This is a genomic window from Enterobacter sp. MALB-1 (assembly GCF_041021625.1).
GTDB classification, from domain to species: domain Bacteria; phylum Pseudomonadota; class Gammaproteobacteria; order Enterobacterales; family Enterobacteriaceae; genus Enterobacter; species Enterobacter oligotrophicus.
In genome coordinates, this window is the sequence record NZ_JBDPJL010000001.1 from 4,401,525 (window position 1) to 4,418,307 (window position 16,783).

Consider the following 16,783-nt stretch of genomic DNA (forward strand, 5'->3'; position numbering starts at 1 on the left):
GACAAAACAGATGCCGGGCACCAGAGAGATTAATGCGCAGGAAGGGTATCGACGTTAAGCGTCAGCGTCTCTTCAAAAACCGTCGTGTTGGTGACGCTGAAGGCTTCATCGGACAGGTAGGTCGTTATCATCATGGTCGCGGTGAATTGCTCTCCCGCCACTTCCGCACCATTCACTGCAGCCAGCGCTTTTTCAGGTTTCAGCGTGACCTGCGAGGACCCGTTCTGAACGGCGACCGCCCCGATATCGACGTCAGCCAGCTGTACCGTACTGCCGTCGACCCGGCCATCTTTAAACTCGATCTTCATCGCACCCTTATCCGTAAACCGGTACGCCATATTCTGCCTCGCGGCACCATCAACCGTGATTCGCATTTTGCGCGCGTCCGGGCACATCACCGAAACCTGCAGCTCACGTGTCACTGAGGCATAGCCGTTATAGACTTTACCGACATGCTCGGCAGATGTCTGACGCATGTCCTCTTTACGATAGCGGCCGTAGTCAACTTTCTTCACAGCGGACATCATTTCACAGTCGCCGTCATCGGCTTGCGCCAACGCCGGAAGACCCGACGCACCGCAGAGCAACACGATTAACATCATGTATTTTTTAACATTATTTAGAGACATTTCCCTGTGACCTCTTCATAAAATTTATTCGGTTCTGCCTCTGGAAGCGTATACGTCAGCTTGCAACGCCCTTCGTCCAGCTTCGCATATAATTGTTGGCTGGCGGAGATATCGTTGAGGAAGATCACACCCTCTTCAGGCGCAGTTGTGACGTACTCGCCCGTCCCGTCCACGATGGAAACGCCTTCCGGCAGCGGCGTACCATCCACACGGCTGATGCTGAGCAACACGCGACGCTGGCTTAACGTCGCAAACTCCCACTTCGCCACAGCACCGTGAGACGCTTTGATTGCGGTTCTGCCGTTTCTTATGTCCAAATTCCCAGGCAAACTTTCCGTGTTGATCTCAATGGTGCTTTCGCGGAAGGGTGATAGTGCTGGAATAACCGCCTGGCCCCACTTATCGGTCCATACCGCACCGCGCGTTGTGTCAATCTCGATACCTGCTACCGGCTTGTCCAGTTTGGCGATGGCATACGTATCGGCAACACGGTACGGAGAGAAGGTCACGCCATCGCTGTGAGCCACAATCCCGCCGCTCAACGCCGCAGAATAGTTGGTATTGTTGTCGTTATCCCCCCCTGCCGCCAGCGCAAGGTTGGTGTAATGCAGATTGCTGTTCAGCGAGCTATCCCAGCTGGTGGTGTTTTCATCATGATCCTGAGTGACGCCAACCACATACTGGTTCTCGTTGTTTAATGAACCCATTGCTCGCGTGCCGTAGGAGCTTCTGCCTTCACTTTCCCGATACCAGGAGCTGGTGCTAACGCCGCTACGTCCAAGCGGGATCGACACGTTCACATAGAATTGATCGTCATCGCTGCTGTCGTTCCGGCTGACATCCGACTCCCAGTTCACGCTCACGTTGAAGTATTTAAACGTTTGTGACCAGGATGAAATAAATCGGCGGCTGTCGTATTCGCTGTTCCAGCTCTCATTGCGGTAGTAGCTGAGAGAGAAACGGCCGAGCGTGGTGTTGGACCAGTTGATACCCACGTTGGTGTCGTATTTGGTTTGCGACATATCGTCGTCGTCACCGTACAACTCCGTCATTTCACGGTAATCCGGCGTGCCGTAGCTGCCGCCCAGAGAAATGCCAATGCCCCACGGCAGTGAATAGCCCAAATCCAGCGTCGTTTTGTTGCCATCCGTTTGCGACAGGTTGTCTATCGACGCCAGAAAACCGAGCGAGGCATACAGGTTCTGCATCGGAACGGTATCCAGATTGCCGGAGAAACCGTAATAGTGGTTATCCGCCATCACCATGCCGGCCAGGAAATTCATTCGCTTGTTGATGGACCAGCCGTTGTTGGCAGAAACCACCCACGGGTTTTCAAACCGCGAGTCCACCATATCTTCGACACGTCCCACCGCCAGCGTAAAACCAGGCGCACGGCCCACGTGGTTGCTGCGGAAGGTGCTCGCCGACACGGTAAAGTGGTTTTCGCTACCGTCAGTTTCGGTTACCGTCACATTCAGGTCGGTGTTGAGGTTGGCAAGCGGCACGTCATCCAGATTGAACGGCCCGGCGGGAACCAGGGTAGAGTAAATAAGCTGCCCACCCTGGCGGATATCAACACGCGCCTGAGGATTGCGAGCAATACCGCTGACTTCAACACCCGTTCCAGCCTGAGGCAAAAGAGCGGTATCCGGCATCATTTGTACCCCGTAAATACCCGGAATACTGAAGCGACTGTTGGCCACGTTAATCTGACCGCCCTGCACCATCACGCCATAATCGGTAAAAGTACGCTGGGCATAGGTATAAAGAGAATCGACGTCGAAATCTTGATCGCTGCCATCGCTGATGAATTGCATACTGCGCACAATCCAGTCCCCGGCGTTAAAGCCCATTTCAAAAGTGGACTGGAAACGATCGGCATTTTCATCATCATATTGGTTATGGGTGCCGAACATGGAGTAATTCAGCATTGCCGCACGCCCCCCGCGAACCTCCGCGAACTGACGGCCAAAATTAGGGTCAAGCGCTTCCGGCGGAACAACAAGTGAAATCTCTTCTATATCAGGAGATGACTGTATAGTTGACCCGGACCAGTATTGATGAATCTTCGGACAGGAGCCTCTCTTAATTTGTTTAATCAGACCCGCATTTTCAAGAAAATCTTTATCAATACACGGCGTCCCTTCTTCGTCAAATTTGACCGGCATAATTGCACGGCTTTTCCCGTTAAGATTAACGGTTACGTTATGGTAGCCGGGAGTAAAACGGGGAGTCATGGAATAGTAATCAGCAATAGCAGGATCAAGTCCCTGGGTTTTTAAGGCCTCGGTATCAAATATCGCTCGCGCCAACTCCATGGGTTCATCCGCTGCTGGGTTAATTTCTGCCCGAATACTGAAAGCAAGCGTAGTAAGGTAAAACGCAAGCAATCCTTTTTTGCAGGAATTTTTTAACATAACTACTCCATGTGCTGTTAAATAAATTGCTATTATTTCAGCTCGACAATATAGCTTTTCGCTTTATATCCATAGCGAGTCGCAGGGTATATCTCGACCTGTTTCTCTGTGGAAGAGAATTTATTGCTGGCGCTGGCTGTCATTTTTTCGCCCGGAAGAATATAGGACTTATCGAGTTTCGCAAAAGAGCCTGAAGGCAATAACTTCACCTTTTGCTCCATCCGAACAACATAAGGTGTATTATTCTCTACCGTGACGTTGCCATTTTTAATCTGCCAGGTGAGATCCTTCCAGGGCTCAATATTTACCGCCAACCCGGTGGGATGAATAATAACGGGAAGATTCTGACTAAACACCACTTTAACTTTGTTCTTTTCGCGCTGTGGGATGGCGGTAAAGATAACGCGCTTGAAATGTTCCACCTTCAGCGGCTCAGTGCTGCTTTTCAGTACAAAACGCACGCGCTGGGTTTTACCCGCATCTACGCGCACAACCGGCTGCGTGACAATCAGGCCCGGTTTTGGGTCGTCCGGGAGATCAATAATTTTAGTGTAAAGCAGCTGTGCTTCAGCATCGGTGTTTTTGACATCCATACTTGCCCCCTGCTCGTCTTCATTGACAATAAGCAGCGAGGTATCCGGCACCATTCCGGCAGCCATACCGTTGAATGAGGCCAGCAGGCAGGCACAGATTAGCGTTCTCTTTAAAAGCAGCATAATATTAATCCATTAATATTGATAAATGACACCCCACCGGAGTGAGGTGTCTGGTATTTCATGATGCGTGGGGGAGATTACAGATAAACCAGCTCAACGTTGGTTAAGCCGTCCAGCGTGGCTTCATCCGTGATATTTAAATCGTTAGTTGGGTTAATCACCGCAGCGACACCTACGTTAAAATTAACCTTCGTTTGTGCAACAGGATCGCCGCCCAAAGTGTTACTGAAGGAATATAATTCGCTTTTGTCAGTGTTAACTTTCAAATAGCGCTCTCCCCCTGTTGTTGTCCACGATGCTCCGTTATTACGCGATGAGGTAGGATACAGTTCATCGCCAGCGTCGTTCGTGACAGCGCCTTGCGTAAGCTGAATCCCTAATGAATAGGCACCAATTTTCTTACCATTGTACATACCCAGTCCTGCGGTTTGGTACGCCTCCCGCCCAAATTCCGAATCAATAAATTCTGTCGGCAAAATTTGAGTTGGACCTGAGTCTGCATGGGCATCATTAAACGTAACTGCAATGCGAATGGCCTCTTCGCAGGTAATGGAAATAGGAATAATTTTAACATCTGCCAATGGTGTAGCCGAAGTGGGATTCAGTGAAGCCACTCTTATCGTGCCATAATCGGCAATACCACCACCGCTAATAAATGCAGGCGTACAGGAAGAGGGGACGATTTTACCGGTCACCTGAATATCTACACTGGAAGCCGCCATAGCAGAGGACGCCATGACAGCCAGTGCGGACGCCAGCATTCCTTTTTTAAACATCGCGTTCATTTAATTTCCTTATAAAAGTGAAATACAAAATATGCCAAATAGTGACTATTTGGCCTGAGGGGGTACCATAAAATATTATTTTGGAAAATAGCATCACAAATAGATCAGATCAATAACAAAAAAATTTTTTAGGATTAGCGCTTGGGGAAATTCTTAATTCTCAAGATCAACAATAATTATTTTATATGTAAAACTAAAAACACTGGCTTATATCCGCATAAAACATTCACCGTGAAAATATGAATAATTAACTGGCCAGACCATTTATTTAATTTATTTATGGAACTGCTGTTTGTTAACAAAAAATAACACATGAAACCGGATTCTTACTTCTTTTATTTTGTTAATCAGGATTAACCAGGAGGATATGGCTGTTTTGGGAGGAGGATGCAGAAGAAAGTTAAGCAGAAGGTAGCTAAAGAAAACCCGTCCCTGCTCCGAAGAGCAAGGGACAGAGGCTCTATTACTTGTTCAGTTCAGCGGTCATGTGTACGCGGTTACCGGAGAACGCCTGAGTAATTTTGTAAGATGACGCACCCGCTTCCTGGGCCTGTGCAGCGATTTTGGCTTCTGCACCATCAAGAGTAGAGGCGCTCGCAGTCACAGTTTGTGCAGCGAAAGAACCAAAAGAAGCAGCCATAGCGATTACAGCGACAAAAGTTTTGATGCTTTTCATGATATAAACCCTTTCAATTAGTTGTCTGTATAAGGCGGTTTGCCTTGTTGAGATAAATACTAGACCTCATCATGAACAACTAAAAGCGGAAGGATTTGCTAATATCTTTCAAAATTACTGATTAATAATTACGCGCTGAGGATGAGTATAGATAGTTGCCCTTCCCGGCTTGCAGAACCCCACCAGCGTCAGGTTACAGCGCTCTGCTACTTCCACCGCCAGCGTGGTTGCCGCCGACACCGCGAACAGGATTTCTACGCCACACATCGCTGATTTTTGTACCATCTCGTAGCTGGCGCGGCTGGAGACTAATGCCGCCCCCTGCTGCCAGACGTCACTTTCACGCGCACGGCGACCGAGCAGCTTATCCAGAGCGACATGACGACCAACATCTTCATGACCGCCCGCAATATCCCCTGACGGCAACACCCACGCCGCAGCGTGCGTACAGCCGCTCAACTGGCCAATGGGTTGAACATCGTTCAAATGCTCAAGCGCCCGATCGAGATACGCCAGGTCGAACGTTTGGGTAAACGGCAGCGGCACAATAGGTTTTCCAATATCGTTGAGCTGCTCAACGCCACAGACGCCGCAGCCGGTACGTCCGGCCAGCGCGCGGCGACGCTCTTTCAGCCCCATAAAGCGGCGGCTTGAGAGTTCAATTTGCACTTCAAGACCGTTGCATGCCTGAACCACGTCTATGCCGTAGATCTCTTGCGGATGCTCGATGATGCCTTCCGACAGGGAAAAGCCAATGGCAAAAAACTCAAGGTCTTTTGGCGAGGCCATCATCACCACGTGCGAGATGCCGTTATAAACCAGGGCAACAGGGACTTCTTCCGCCAGAAAATCCGGCGTGGCATGGGTAATGTGAGGCGGTCTGTGTACCGTCAGTTCCACGATGCCCGCAGGCAGTGGCGACGAGCAGGTAGCACGGTTTTGTTTAGACACAACGGTATTCCTGAACAACCACGGAGGTGAGCCTGCTATTGCATCACAAAGCGCAGACCTTACGCATAGTATGGATCAACTTTTCAGCACCCATCTTCATCAAGTTTACCTACTCATTTGGGAGAGGTGCAACCCGACACCCGCTACACCCCTTTAACATGCAGGGTTATTAATGTGATTAGTATCACACTTTATAATCAATACAGTGATAATACGTTCACTTTGTTTTAACGCCATTGGAACAGGCTTACCGACATTGTGGTATTCTGATGATATCCCTCGGGGAAATGAGGGATTAATGCAAATTCTCACCTTTGCGGTTAAATAATAACCGTGAAGCTAAAACTACATATGAAAGCAATGTCGAAACAAGGAGTGACCCATGCAGGTCAGCAGAAGGCAGTTCTTTAAGATCTGCGCTGGCGGTATGGCAGGCACCACGGCGGCGGCACTGGGCTTTGCGCCCGGCGTAGCGCTGGCGGAAACGCGGCAGTACAAACTGCTGCGCACCCGCGAAACCCGTAATACCTGTACGTACTGCTCTGTCGGTTGCGGGCTGTTGATGTATAGCCTCGGCGACGGTGCAAAAAACGCCAAAGCGTCTATTTTCCACATCGAAGGCGACCCGGATCATCCGGTCAACCGTGGTGCCCTGTGTCCTAAAGGGGCCGGTCTGGTGGACTTTATCCACTCCGAAAGCCGCCTGAAATTCCCGGAATACCGCGCGCCAGGCTCCGACAAATGGCAGCAAATCAGCTGGGAAGAAGCGTTTGACCGCATCGCTAAACTGATTAAAGAAGACCGCGATGCCAACTTTATTGCGAAGAACGCCGAAGGCGTGACGGTCAACCGCTGGCTCTCCACCGGGATGCTGTGTGCCTCAGCCTCCAGTAACGAAACCGGCTATTTAACCCAGAAATTCACGCGCGCACTCGGTATGCTCGCGGTCGACAACCAGGCGCGTGTCTGACACGGACCAACGGTAGCAAGTCTTGCTCCAACATTTGGTCGCGGTGCGATGACCAACCACTGGGTCGACATCAAAAACGCCAACCTTATTGTGGTGATGGGCGGTAACGCCGCTGAAGCGCACCCTGTCGGGTTCCGCTGGGCGATGGAAGCCAAAATCCACAACGGTGCGAAACTGATTGTGATCGATCCCCGCTTTACGCGTACTGCGTCGGTGGCGGATTTCTACACCCCTATTCGTTCAGGTACTGACATCACTTTCCTGTCAGGCGTATTGCTGTACCTGATGACCAACGAAAAATATAACCGCGAATACACCGAAGCCTATACCAACGCCAGCCTGATCGTGCGTGAGGATTACCACTTCGAAGATGGCCTGTTCAGCGGTTACGACGCCGAAAAACGCAAGTACGACAAAACCAGCTGGAACTACGAGCTGGATGAGAAAGGCTTTGCGAAGCGCGACACCACTCTGCAACACCCGCGCTGCGTGTGGAACCTGCTGAAAGAGCACGTTTCCCGCTACACGCCGGAGGTTGTGGAAAACATCTGTGGTACGCCGAAGGCGGACTTCCTGAAAGTCTGCGAGCTGATCGCCGAAACCAGCGCGAAAGACAAAACCGCGTCGTTCCTGTATGCACTCGGCTGGACGCAGCACTCCATCGGCGCGCAGAACATCCGTACCATGGCGATGGTTCAGCTGCTGCTCGGCAACATGGGGATGGCAGGCGGCGGCGTGAACGCCCTGCGCGGCCACTCCAACATTCAGGGTCTGACCGACCTCGGCCTGCTGTCTCAGAGCCTGACGGGTTATATGAACCTGCCAAGCGAGAAACAACCAGACCTGCAAACCTACCTGACGGCCAGCACGCCAAAACCGCTGCTTGAAGGCCAGGTGAACTACTGGGGCAACTATCCGAAGTTCTTCGTCTCGCTGATGAAAGCGTTCTACGGTGACAAAGCGACGGCGGAAAACAGCTGGGGCTTTGACTGGCTGCCGAAGTGGGACAAAGGTTACGACGTTCTGCAGTACTTCGAGATGATGCACCAGGGCCAGGTCAACGGCTATATCTGCCAGGGCTTTAACCCGGTTGCCTCGTTCCCGAACAAGAACAAGGTTGTTGAATCGCTGTCAAAACTGAAGTTCCTGGTGACGATTGACCCGCTCAACACCGAGACCTCAACTTTCTGGCAGAACCACGGTGAGTCGAACGACGTCGATCCATCGAAGATTCAGACCGAAGTATTCCGCCTGCCGTCCACCTGCTTCGCGGAAGAGAACGGTTCTATCGTTAACTCCGGCCGCTGGCTGCAGTGGCACTGGAAAGGCGCAGACGCACCAGGTATCGCTATGAACGACGGCGAGATCCTGTCCGGTATCTTCTTACGCCTGCGTAAGATGTACGCGGCAGAAGGCGGCGCGACCCCGGAACCGGTGCTGAACATGACCTGGAACTACTCGACGCCGGAAAACCCATCTCCGGAAGAAGTGGCGATGGAGAGCAACGGTAAGGCACTGGCGGACGTTATCGACCCGGCTACCGGTGCTGTTCTGGCGAAGAAAGGCGATCAGCTCAGTACCTTCGCACACCTGCGTGATGACGGTACGACTTCCAGCGGCTGCTGGATCTTTGCCGGTAGCTGGACGCCGAAAGGCAACCAGATGGCCAACCGCGATAATGCCGATCCGTCAGGTCTCGGCAATACGCTCGGCTGGGCATGGGCATGGCCGCTGAACCGTCGCATCCTCTATAACCGTGCGTCTGCTGACCCGCAGGGCAACCCGTGGGACCCGAAACGTCAGTTGCTGAAATGGGACGGCGCGAAATGGGGCGGCGTGGATATTCCGGACTACAGCACTGCCGCACCAGGCAGCGATGTCGGGCCGTTTATCATGCAGCCTGAAGGGATGGGACGCCTGTTTGCTATCGATAAGATGGCGGAAGGTCCGTTCCCGGAACACTACGAGCCGTTTGAGACGCCGCTGGGCACCAACCCGCTGCACCCGAACGTGGTCTCTAACCCGGCAGCCCGTATCTTTAAGGGCGATTTTGATGCGCTGGGCAAAAAGGACAAGTTCCCGTACGTGGGCACCACTTACCGTCTGACCGAGCACTTCCACTACTGGACCAAGCACGCGCTGCTTAACGCCATCGCGCAGCCGGAGCAGTTTGTGGAGATCGGCGAGAAGCTGGCGAATAAACTCGGCATCGCCCATGGCGATACCGTGAAGGTCTCCTCTAACCGTGGCTACATTAAAGCCAAGGCGGTGGTGACCAAGCGTATTCGCACGCTGAACGTTCACGGTCAGCAGGTGGATACCATCGGTATTCCGATCCACTGGGGTTACGAGGGCGTGGCGAAGAAAGGGTTCATTGCGAACACCCTGACGCCGTTCGTCGGTGATGCGAATACGCAGACGCCGGAGTTTAAGGCCTTCCTCGTGAACGTGGAAAAGGTGTAACGGAGACGACTTATGGCTTATCAATCTCAAGACATTATCCGTCGTTCCGCGACTAACGGTTTCACGCCCGCACCTCAGGCGCGGGATCACCAGCAGGAAGTGGCGAAGCTCATCGACGTGACCACCTGCATCGGCTGTAAGGCCTGTCAGGTGGCCTGTTCAGAGTGGAACGACCTCCGCGACGAAGTAGGTCACAACGTCGGGGTGTACGACAACCCCGCCGACCTGACCGCCAAATCCTGGACGGTGATGCGTTTCTCGGAAGTGGAGCAGAACGACAAACTGGAATGGCTTATCCGCAAAGACGGCTGTATGCACTGCGCGGACCCAGGCTGCCTGAAGGCGTGTCCGTCAGAAGGGGCTATCATTCAGTATGCCAACGGCATCGTCGACTTCCAGTCCGAACAGTGCATTGGCTGCGGTTACTGCATCGCGGGCTGTCCGTTCGACGTGCCGCGACTGAACCCGGAAGACAACCGCGTCTACAAATGTACGCTGTGCGTTGACCGTGTAAACGTCGGCCAGGAGCCTGCATGCGTGAAGACCTGCCCAACCGGCGCTATCCACTTTGGCTCTAAAGAGGATATGAAAACGCTGGCGGCAGAGCGCGTGGGCGAGCTGAAAACCCGTGGTTACGACAACGCAGGCCTGTACGATCCGGCCGGAGTTGGCGGTACGCACGTGATGTACGTGCTGCACCACGCCGACAAGCCGAATCTGTATCACGGCCTGCCGGAGAACCCGGAAATCAGCGCCACCGTGAAGTTCTGGAAAGGCATCTGGAAACCGCTGGCAGCGGTTGGTTTTGCTGCCACCTTCGCAGCAAGCATCTTCCACTACGTCGGCGTCGGTCCGAACCGCGCGGAAGAGGAAGACGACAACCTGCATGAAGAGAAAGACGAGGTGCGCAAATGAGAAAACGTGACACCATCGTGCGCTACACCGCGCCGGAACGCATCAACCACTGGGTCACCGCCTTCTGCTTCATGCTGGCGGCGATAAGCGGGCTGGGATTCTTCTTCCCGTCCTTCAACTGGCTGATGCAGATCATGGGGACACCACAGCTGGCGCGTATACTGCACCCGTTTGTTGGCGTCATCATGTTCGCGTCGTTCATCATCATGTTTTTCCGATACTGGCACCATAACCTAATCAATCGGGATGATATCTTTTGGGCGAAGAATATTCGTAAGATCGTCGTCAACGAGGAAGTGGGTGATACCGGGCGTTATAACTTCGGCCAGAAATGCGTATTCTGGGCGGCGATTATCTTCCTGGTCCTGTTGCTGGTGAGCGGCGTGATCATCTGGCGTCCGTATTTTGCGCCTGCTTTCTCAATCCCGGTGATCCGATTTGCGCTGATGCTGCATTCATTTGCCGCAGTGGCGTTAATTGTGGTTATCATGGTGCATATTTACGCCGCCCTCTGGGTGAAAGGCACCATTACCGCGATGGTGGAAGGATGGGTAACCAGTACATGGGCGAAGAAACATCACCCGCGCTGGTACCGTGAAGTCCGCCAGAAACAGGAAAAGTCATCTGAATGAGTATTCGCATAATCCCGCAAGATGAGCTGGGTTCGAGCGAGAAACGCACGGCGGAATATATTCCGCCGTTGTTATTCCCCAGACTCAAGAACCTCTACAACCGCCGCGCAGAGCGTCTGCGCGAGCTGGCAGAGAATAACCCGCTGGGCGATTTTCTACGCTTTGCCGCGCTGGTTGCCCATGCGCAGGAAGTGGTGCTGTACGACCACCCGCTGCAAATGGACCTGACCGCGCGCATCAAAGAAGCCAATGCCCAGGGCAAGCCACCGCTGGATATTCACGTGCTGCCGCGTGATAAGCACTGGCACACGCTGCTGCATTCACTGATTGCCGAGCTGAAGCCGGAAATGAGCGGCACAGCGCTGGCGGTCATTGAGAATCTGGAAAAAGCCTCCGATCAGGAGCTGGAAGAGATGGCGAGCGCGCTGTTCGCCTCCGATTTCTCGCAGGTCAGCAGCGATAAAGCGCCGTTTATCTGGGCGGCACTGTCGCTCTACTGGGCGCAAATGGCAAGCCTGATCCCAGGAAAAGCCCGCGCCGAATACGGCGAAGCACGCCAGTTCTGCCCGGTGTGCGGCTCAATGCCGGTTTCCAGCATCGTACAGATTGGTACCACGCAAGGGCTGCGCTACCTGCACTGCAACCTGTGTGAAACCGAGTGGCACGTGGTGCGCGTGAAGTGCAGCAACTGCGAGCAGACTCGCGATCTCAACTACTGGTCGCTGGAAAATGAAGACGCAGCGGTGAAAGCTGAAAGCTGCGGCGACTGTGGTACATACCTGAAGATTCTGTATCAGGAAAAAGATCCGAAAGTCGACGCCGTGGCTGACGATCTCGCCTCGCTGATTCTCGATGCCAAAATGGAGCAAGAGGGCTTTGCCCGTAGCTCTATCAATCCGTTCCTGTTCCCTGGTGAAGGGGAGTAGTGTCCTGTGACAGTGCCGGGCGGCGTAAGTTTGCCCGGCCTACAGTTGGTAGGGAGAGACGACCCCTGCGATTCCGGCAAAGTCTTTTGTGTTGCGCGAAATTAGCGGGCAATTTCTGCTCTGAGCAGTAGCCAGAATAATGGCATCGGGCAGTTTCATCCCGTGTCTCTCGCGGAGCAAGACGCTTCTTTCAGCAATATCCCTTGAAACGTCAATAATCTCAAAAGCGCCCATTACGGCCGCCGTTTTCGCTTCATGACCATGTCTGCGCGCACCTACCATGACTTCCATCCATGTGATTAGGCTAATGGCCCGATGCGAAGCGGTGCAATCAATCGTATCCGCAGCTTCAACACGATTGTTAAAGAGATCGATGAGAATATTGGTATCAAACACCGCCATGTGTTCCATGATTACCACTCCTCACGCAGCTTACGTTCATACTCAAGCCCATCTTCCTGCTGGTTTCCCCACAGGCCAAGCGCATCGCGGATAACCGACGAACTTTGCTGGTCGAGATATTGTTCAATTGCTTCCCGAAGCAATTCGGCGCGCGGCTGGTTCCGCAGCTGCTTAAGATGATCAAGCCGTTGAATTACGTCATCTGACAAATCAATCAGTATTCTGCCCATATCAAGTTTCGCCAAAAGACTCATATATCACCTTAGTATATCAGAAATGGTTACTTTCCACGCACCATACCCCTGATTAATTCAGGGTTAAAGTGTATTTAAACGGCAGTAATAAATTTTGCGAGCCGTTTTCCATAACTTTCATTCCCTCAAATTTCTCTGTTTTCATCTGCTCTAAACCAGGTTATAAACCTGTATATGCATACAGCAAAAGGACGTAATAATCATGGCACTGGAAAAGGGTATTGATAAGCTGGTACAGGATTTTATTGCTGCAGGACGACCTTCCTCGCGAAAGCAAAGTATTGATGACCGGAGAGCCGGATATGTAGCCAGCACAGAACTTGCCGGGGAGACAGAAACTCGCGTCCACGTTGAAACGCGTGTTCTCGAGGACATGACCATTCGGGTATTTTCTCCCCTCAATGCCCCAGAAACGTTACCTGCAACGGTCTATTATCACGGTGGATGCTTCATCAGTGGCGGCTTTGATACTCATGATAATCAGCTCCGTCAACTGGCGTTTTACAGTAACTGCAGGGTAATAGCCGTTCAATACAGGCTGGCACCTGAGCACATCTTCCCTGCCGCGCATGACGATGCAGAGAGAGGCGCGGAGCTGGTCTGGCAATTTGCAGCTAAATTGGGAGTGGATAAAAACCGGATCACTCTCTGCGGAGACAGCGCAGGCGCACATCTGGCACTGGTGACATCGCTGCGGCTCAAAGCGAAAGGTATCTGGCAACCGGCACAGCTGATTCTTATCTACCCTATGCTCGACGCTACGGCCAGTTTTGAAAGTTACACTCTCAACGGCACGGATTACATTATCACCCACGATACCCTGCTCAGCGGGTATGAAATGTATCTCGCAGGCACCAATCGCCAACATCCTGAAGCCAGCCCGCTGTGGCGGGATGATTTTAACGGCCTTCCGCCTGTACACATTGTTACCGCTGAATATGATCCGCTATGCGATGAAGGTGAGGTGTTATATCAGTATCTGTCAGAGCAGGGGGTGAACTGTACGGCTCAACGTTGGCTGGGTGTCATACATGGCTTCTTTCAGCTTGGCGGTGTAAGTCAGTCAGCGAGGGACGTAATGCAGGATATCGCCTGGCGGCTCGGTGCCGCCCGACGATAAAACGAGGGAGATTACTCCTCCTCGTTCCCGCCCTCTTCATACGCGCCATACGGCTTCGCCGGGAGAACAATATAGGTTCCTTCAAACACCGCGCCAGGCGTTTCATCGCCGAACAGCTCAACCTGCATCTGCACGCGGGCTTTGCGGCCTCGCGCCAGACGGTCGAGATCGCCACCCAGTGCACCGAGATCGGCCACGGCGCTCGGCTTTCCGCTGATCGGAGCACTATAGCGAATGTGGGCATCGGCCAGAATGATGGTGCCACCCAGATGGCGCTCGCGCAGCATTAGCCAGATCAACCCCCAGCCGGTGAGCGTCGCCAGCGAGAAGAGACTACCGGCAAACAGGGTGTGATGGGGATTCTGGTTGCCGACTTCCGGCATGGTCGTGATGAATTTTTGCCCGGTGTACTGCTGAATACGCACGCCCATCTTTTCACTGAGCGGAATATGCTCATACCACGCCTGTTGCAGCTGACCGCACCAGTCGGCGCGATGCAAAATGTCATCCAGCGTGGCGATGGGTTTAATCATCAAAAAGTGACGAATCGGCGTGGTTAATGGCGCAGTAATTTCACCCTGATTAACAAAACCGAGTTTAGAGAAGAACTCTACCGCATCTTCACGTGCGCTACAGGTGACGCGCTTTACGCCTTCCTGACGGGCGACGGATTCCAGGGTCATCGCCATCAGCGTACCCAGTCCTTTGTCCTGCACGGAAGGGTGAACCGCCATAAAGCGAATAGAGGCTTCATTATCGGCATTGATATACAGACGCCCGACGGCAACGAGATTGCCCTCTTCATCCACCACCATCTGGTGATGCGCCATCGCGTCCCAGGCGTCGCGTTCAGATCCTTTCGGTTGATGTAACGGCTTGCGCAGCATTTCCCAGCGGAACTGGTAATAAGCCTCTAACTCTTCTTCCGTTTGCGGTACTCGAAGGTGATACATAGCTGTACTCTCTCTTGTTACCCGCGGCCGCGCCGCCAGTTGGCTCATACCTGGAGCCAGAATGTGACGGGGCCATCGTTCACCAGCGAAACCTGCATATCTGCAGCGAATCGTCCGGTTTGCGTATTCATTTCCTGTTGGCGACAACGCTCAACAAAATACTCATAAAGTGCTTCCGCGCGATCGGGCGCGGCACCTTTAGAAAAACTCGGTCGCATGCCGCGCTCGGTGTCGGCTGCCAGCGTAAACTGGGAGACCACCAGCACGCTGCCGCCCGCCTGTTGAACGTTCAGGTTCATCTTGCCTTCTGCATCGCTGAAGATACGGTAGCCCAGCACGCGTTCACACAAGCGGTTGGCTTTCTGTTCGTCGTCATCCTTTTCGACACCTAACAACACCAAAAGTCCTGGGCCAATTTCACCCGTCACCTCTCCCTCCACGGTGACGCTGGCACGGGTTACGCGCTGTATCAATGCAATCATGGTTGGTCTGCTTCTTGTTGTTTTTCAGCTTCTGCTGCTTTTTTAAGTTCGCGGTATACGCCGAGAGTGACAGTTATTTCGGCACCAAGCAAGACGATACACCAGGTCCAGTAAACCCAGACAAACAAAATGGGGATCACCGCCAGCACGCCGTAAATCAGCTGATACGACGGGAACATGGTGATGTAAAGGGCAAAGCCTTTTTTACCCAGCTCAAAGAGGAGTGCCGCCACCAGCGCACCAACGACGGCATCACGGTTGGGCACGCGCGTGGTCGGCACCACGCTGTAAAGTAGCCAGAACGAGAGCCACGATAAAATCAGCGGGAAGATACGCAGAACGTTATCAATGACGCTGTTTAAGTCACTCGCCCAGCGCAGAGAAAGAAGATATGAGCTGATAGCCAGGCTCGCCCCCGCCAGCAGCGGACCGAGCGTTAAAATCATCCAGTAGACGGCAAAGGAGTAGACTTTGGGACGAACTTTTTTGCTTCGCCAGATGGTATTGAGCGCACTGTCGATGGAGTACATCAGCAGCAGCGCGGTGACGATAAGACCGCATGCCCCTACCGCCGTCATCTTGCTGGAGTTAGCAACAAACTGCTCAATGTAGTTCTGTATGACGTCGCCGGTGGCGGGAATGAAGTTCGCAAAAACGAAGTGACGGAGCTGCAGGCTGACATCCGCAAACATCGGAAACGCGGAAAAAAGAGCAAAGATAACGGCCACCAGCGGCACCAGCGAAAGGAGCGAGACATAGGCGAGATTCCCCGCCAGTGTCGTCATGTTGTCCTCATCAATGCGATGCCAGAGCAGTTTCAGCCACGCCCTGAGCGGACGCGTATGGTGAGTGGCTTTTTGATGAACGTTTTTTAGCATAACTGCTTCGCAAAATAGTTCGGTATCGTCTCTTTTCCGGTCACCCGAATTGACGTGATACCCAACTGGTTAGCTCCTTCTATATTATCGGCGTTGTCATCAAAAAAGACCGCATCGGCCGCAGAGAATCCTTCCGCCTGCAGAACCGCCTGATAAATGCGAGCCTCTGGCTTGCGCATACCCATCTCCTGCGAGAGATAAATTTTATCGGCCGCCGCCTTTATTTCAGGGTATTCATCCGGCCAGAAGGTGGTGTGCAGACGGTTGGTATTGGACAGCACCACCACACTGTGACCTTGCTCACGCAGTTTTTGCATGATGTCGGTAACTTCAGGGCGGATCGCGACAAATACCGCCTGCCAGCCATGAGAAAACTGCTCGTAGCTTAACGGCAGATCCATTTCATGGCAGAGGCGTTCTGCGAATTCTTCGTCGCTGATTTCACCCCGTTCATGCTGATGGAAGGTCTCCCCCATGGTGAAACTCTGCTTTAACGTCGCCAGCGGGACACGGCTAAAGTCGCTCCATGCGCCCAGCACCCGATTAAAATCGATATCGACGATTACATTTCCTAAGTCAAAGATATAAAGCATGTTTATCTCCTTTTCGCCGTG

The 16,783-nt window shown here is 52.8% G+C and carries 17 protein-coding genes; 5 read left to right on the top strand and 12 right to left on the bottom strand.

What is annotated here, in order from left to right; genetic code table 11:
• Positions 1-29 precede the first annotated feature (29 nt).
• The 6 genes from ABGB15_RS21075 to fdhD all read right to left on the bottom strand — a co-directional run bounded on the left by ABGB15_RS21075 (position 30) and on the right by fdhD (position 6,174).
• Positions 30-629, bottom strand: a complete 600-nt coding sequence (locus ABGB15_RS21075) for a hypothetical protein (protein ID WP_152082881.1) — start codon at positions 627-629, stop codon at positions 30-32.
• Complete coding sequence (locus ABGB15_RS21080; protein ID WP_215723766.1) at positions 620-3,046, bottom strand: fimbrial biogenesis usher protein; 2,427 nt, start codon at positions 3,044-3,046, stop codon at positions 620-622. The genes ABGB15_RS21075 and ABGB15_RS21080 overlap by 10 nt, the downstream gene beginning before the upstream one ends.
• Before the next feature lie 32 nt (positions 3,047-3,078).
• Positions 3,079-3,762 carry a fimbria/pilus chaperone family protein gene (locus tag ABGB15_RS21085; protein ID WP_215723767.1) on the bottom strand — a complete coding sequence of 228 codons (684 nt, stop codon included), beginning with the start codon at positions 3,760-3,762 and terminating at the stop codon, positions 3,079-3,081.
• 77 nt (positions 3,763-3,839) lie between these two features.
• A complete protein-coding gene (locus ABGB15_RS21090; RefSeq protein WP_369064269.1) occupies positions 3,840-4,547 on the bottom strand; it encodes a DUF1120 domain-containing protein in 708 nt (235 codons plus the stop codon).
• A 463-nt stretch (positions 4,548-5,010) separates the two neighbouring features.
• On the bottom strand, positions 5,011-5,223 hold the full coding sequence (locus ABGB15_RS21095; RefSeq protein ID WP_152082877.1) for a DUF1471 domain-containing protein: 213 nt from the start codon (positions 5,221-5,223) through the stop codon (positions 5,011-5,013).
• Between the two features lie 114 nt (positions 5,224-5,337).
• Positions 5,338-6,174: a formate dehydrogenase accessory sulfurtransferase FdhD gene (gene fdhD, locus ABGB15_RS21100; RefSeq protein WP_152082876.1), complete on the bottom strand. Its 837-nt coding sequence runs from the start codon at positions 6,172-6,174 to the stop codon at positions 5,338-5,340.
• Positions 6,175-6,556: 382 nt separating this feature from the next.
• On the opposite strand from fdhD, the gene fdnG reads away from it, so the two are divergent.
• From fdnG to fdhE, 4 genes are read left to right on the top strand one after another with little or no spacing between them, the layout of a single operon-like run.
• A complete protein-coding gene (gene fdnG / locus ABGB15_RS21105; RefSeq protein ID WP_152082875.1) occupies positions 6,557-9,607 on the top strand; it encodes a formate dehydrogenase-N subunit alpha in 3,051 nt (1,016 codons plus the stop codon).
• Positions 9,608-9,619: 12 nt separating this feature from the next.
• Positions 9,620-10,522 carry a formate dehydrogenase subunit beta gene (gene fdxH, locus ABGB15_RS21110; protein ID WP_014833793.1) on the top strand — a complete coding sequence of 301 codons (903 nt, stop codon included), beginning with the start codon at positions 9,620-9,622 and terminating at the stop codon, positions 10,520-10,522.
• On the top strand, positions 10,519-11,154 hold the full coding sequence (gene fdoI, locus ABGB15_RS21115; protein ID WP_008501832.1) for a formate dehydrogenase cytochrome b556 subunit: 636 nt from the start codon (positions 10,519-10,521) through the stop codon (positions 11,152-11,154). Before fdxH ends, fdoI begins: the two co-directional genes overlap by 4 nt.
• Positions 11,151-12,080 (top strand): formate dehydrogenase accessory protein FdhE, encoded by a 930-nt coding sequence (gene fdhE / locus ABGB15_RS21120; protein ID WP_152082873.1) that lies wholly within the window; start codon positions 11,151-11,153, stop codon positions 12,078-12,080. The genes fdoI and fdhE overlap by 4 nt, the downstream gene beginning before the upstream one ends.
• Positions 12,081-12,119: 39 nt before the next feature.
• Here the strand turns inward: fdhE and ABGB15_RS21125 are convergent, their stop codons facing one another.
• Both ABGB15_RS21125 and ABGB15_RS21130 read right to left on the bottom strand, forming a co-directional pair.
• Complete coding sequence (locus ABGB15_RS21125) at positions 12,120-12,491, bottom strand: type II toxin-antitoxin system VapC family toxin (protein ID WP_152082872.1); 372 nt, start codon at positions 12,489-12,491, stop codon at positions 12,120-12,122.
• Positions 12,492-12,493: 2 nt separating this feature from the next.
• On the bottom strand, positions 12,494-12,736 hold the full coding sequence (locus ABGB15_RS21130) for a ribbon-helix-helix protein, CopG family (protein ID WP_215723769.1): 243 nt from the start codon (positions 12,734-12,736) through the stop codon (positions 12,494-12,496).
• Positions 12,737-12,938: 202 nt separating this feature from the next.
• On the opposite strand from ABGB15_RS21130, the gene ABGB15_RS21135 reads away from it, so the two are divergent.
• Positions 12,939-13,856 (top strand): alpha/beta hydrolase, encoded by a 918-nt coding sequence (locus ABGB15_RS21135; protein ID WP_215723770.1) that lies wholly within the window; start codon positions 12,939-12,941, stop codon positions 13,854-13,856.
• An 11-nt stretch (positions 13,857-13,867) separates the two neighbouring features.
• On the opposite strand, the gene fabY is transcribed toward ABGB15_RS21135, so the two are convergent.
• Genes fabY through yihX form a run of 4 tightly spaced genes read right to left on the bottom strand, consistent with a single transcriptional unit; the run spans position 13,868 to position 16,762 of the window.
• Positions 13,868-14,809, bottom strand: a complete 942-nt coding sequence (gene fabY, locus ABGB15_RS21140) for a fatty acid biosynthesis protein FabY (protein WP_167515542.1) — start codon at positions 14,807-14,809, stop codon at positions 13,868-13,870.
• A gap of 44 nt (positions 14,810-14,853) precedes the next feature.
• Positions 14,854-15,291: a D-aminoacyl-tRNA deacylase gene (gene dtd / locus ABGB15_RS21145; RefSeq protein ID WP_008501836.1), complete on the bottom strand. Its 438-nt coding sequence runs from the start codon at positions 15,289-15,291 to the stop codon at positions 14,854-14,856.
• A complete protein-coding gene (locus ABGB15_RS21150; protein ID WP_152082868.1) occupies positions 15,288-16,169 on the bottom strand; it encodes a virulence factor BrkB family protein in 882 nt (293 codons plus the stop codon). Before ABGB15_RS21150 ends, dtd begins: the two co-directional genes overlap by 4 nt.
• On the bottom strand, positions 16,163-16,762 hold the full coding sequence (gene yihX / locus ABGB15_RS21155; RefSeq protein ID WP_215723771.1) for a glucose-1-phosphatase: 600 nt from the start codon (positions 16,760-16,762) through the stop codon (positions 16,163-16,165). Before yihX ends, ABGB15_RS21150 begins: the two co-directional genes overlap by 7 nt.
• Between the last annotated feature and the right edge of the window lie 21 nt (positions 16,763-16,783).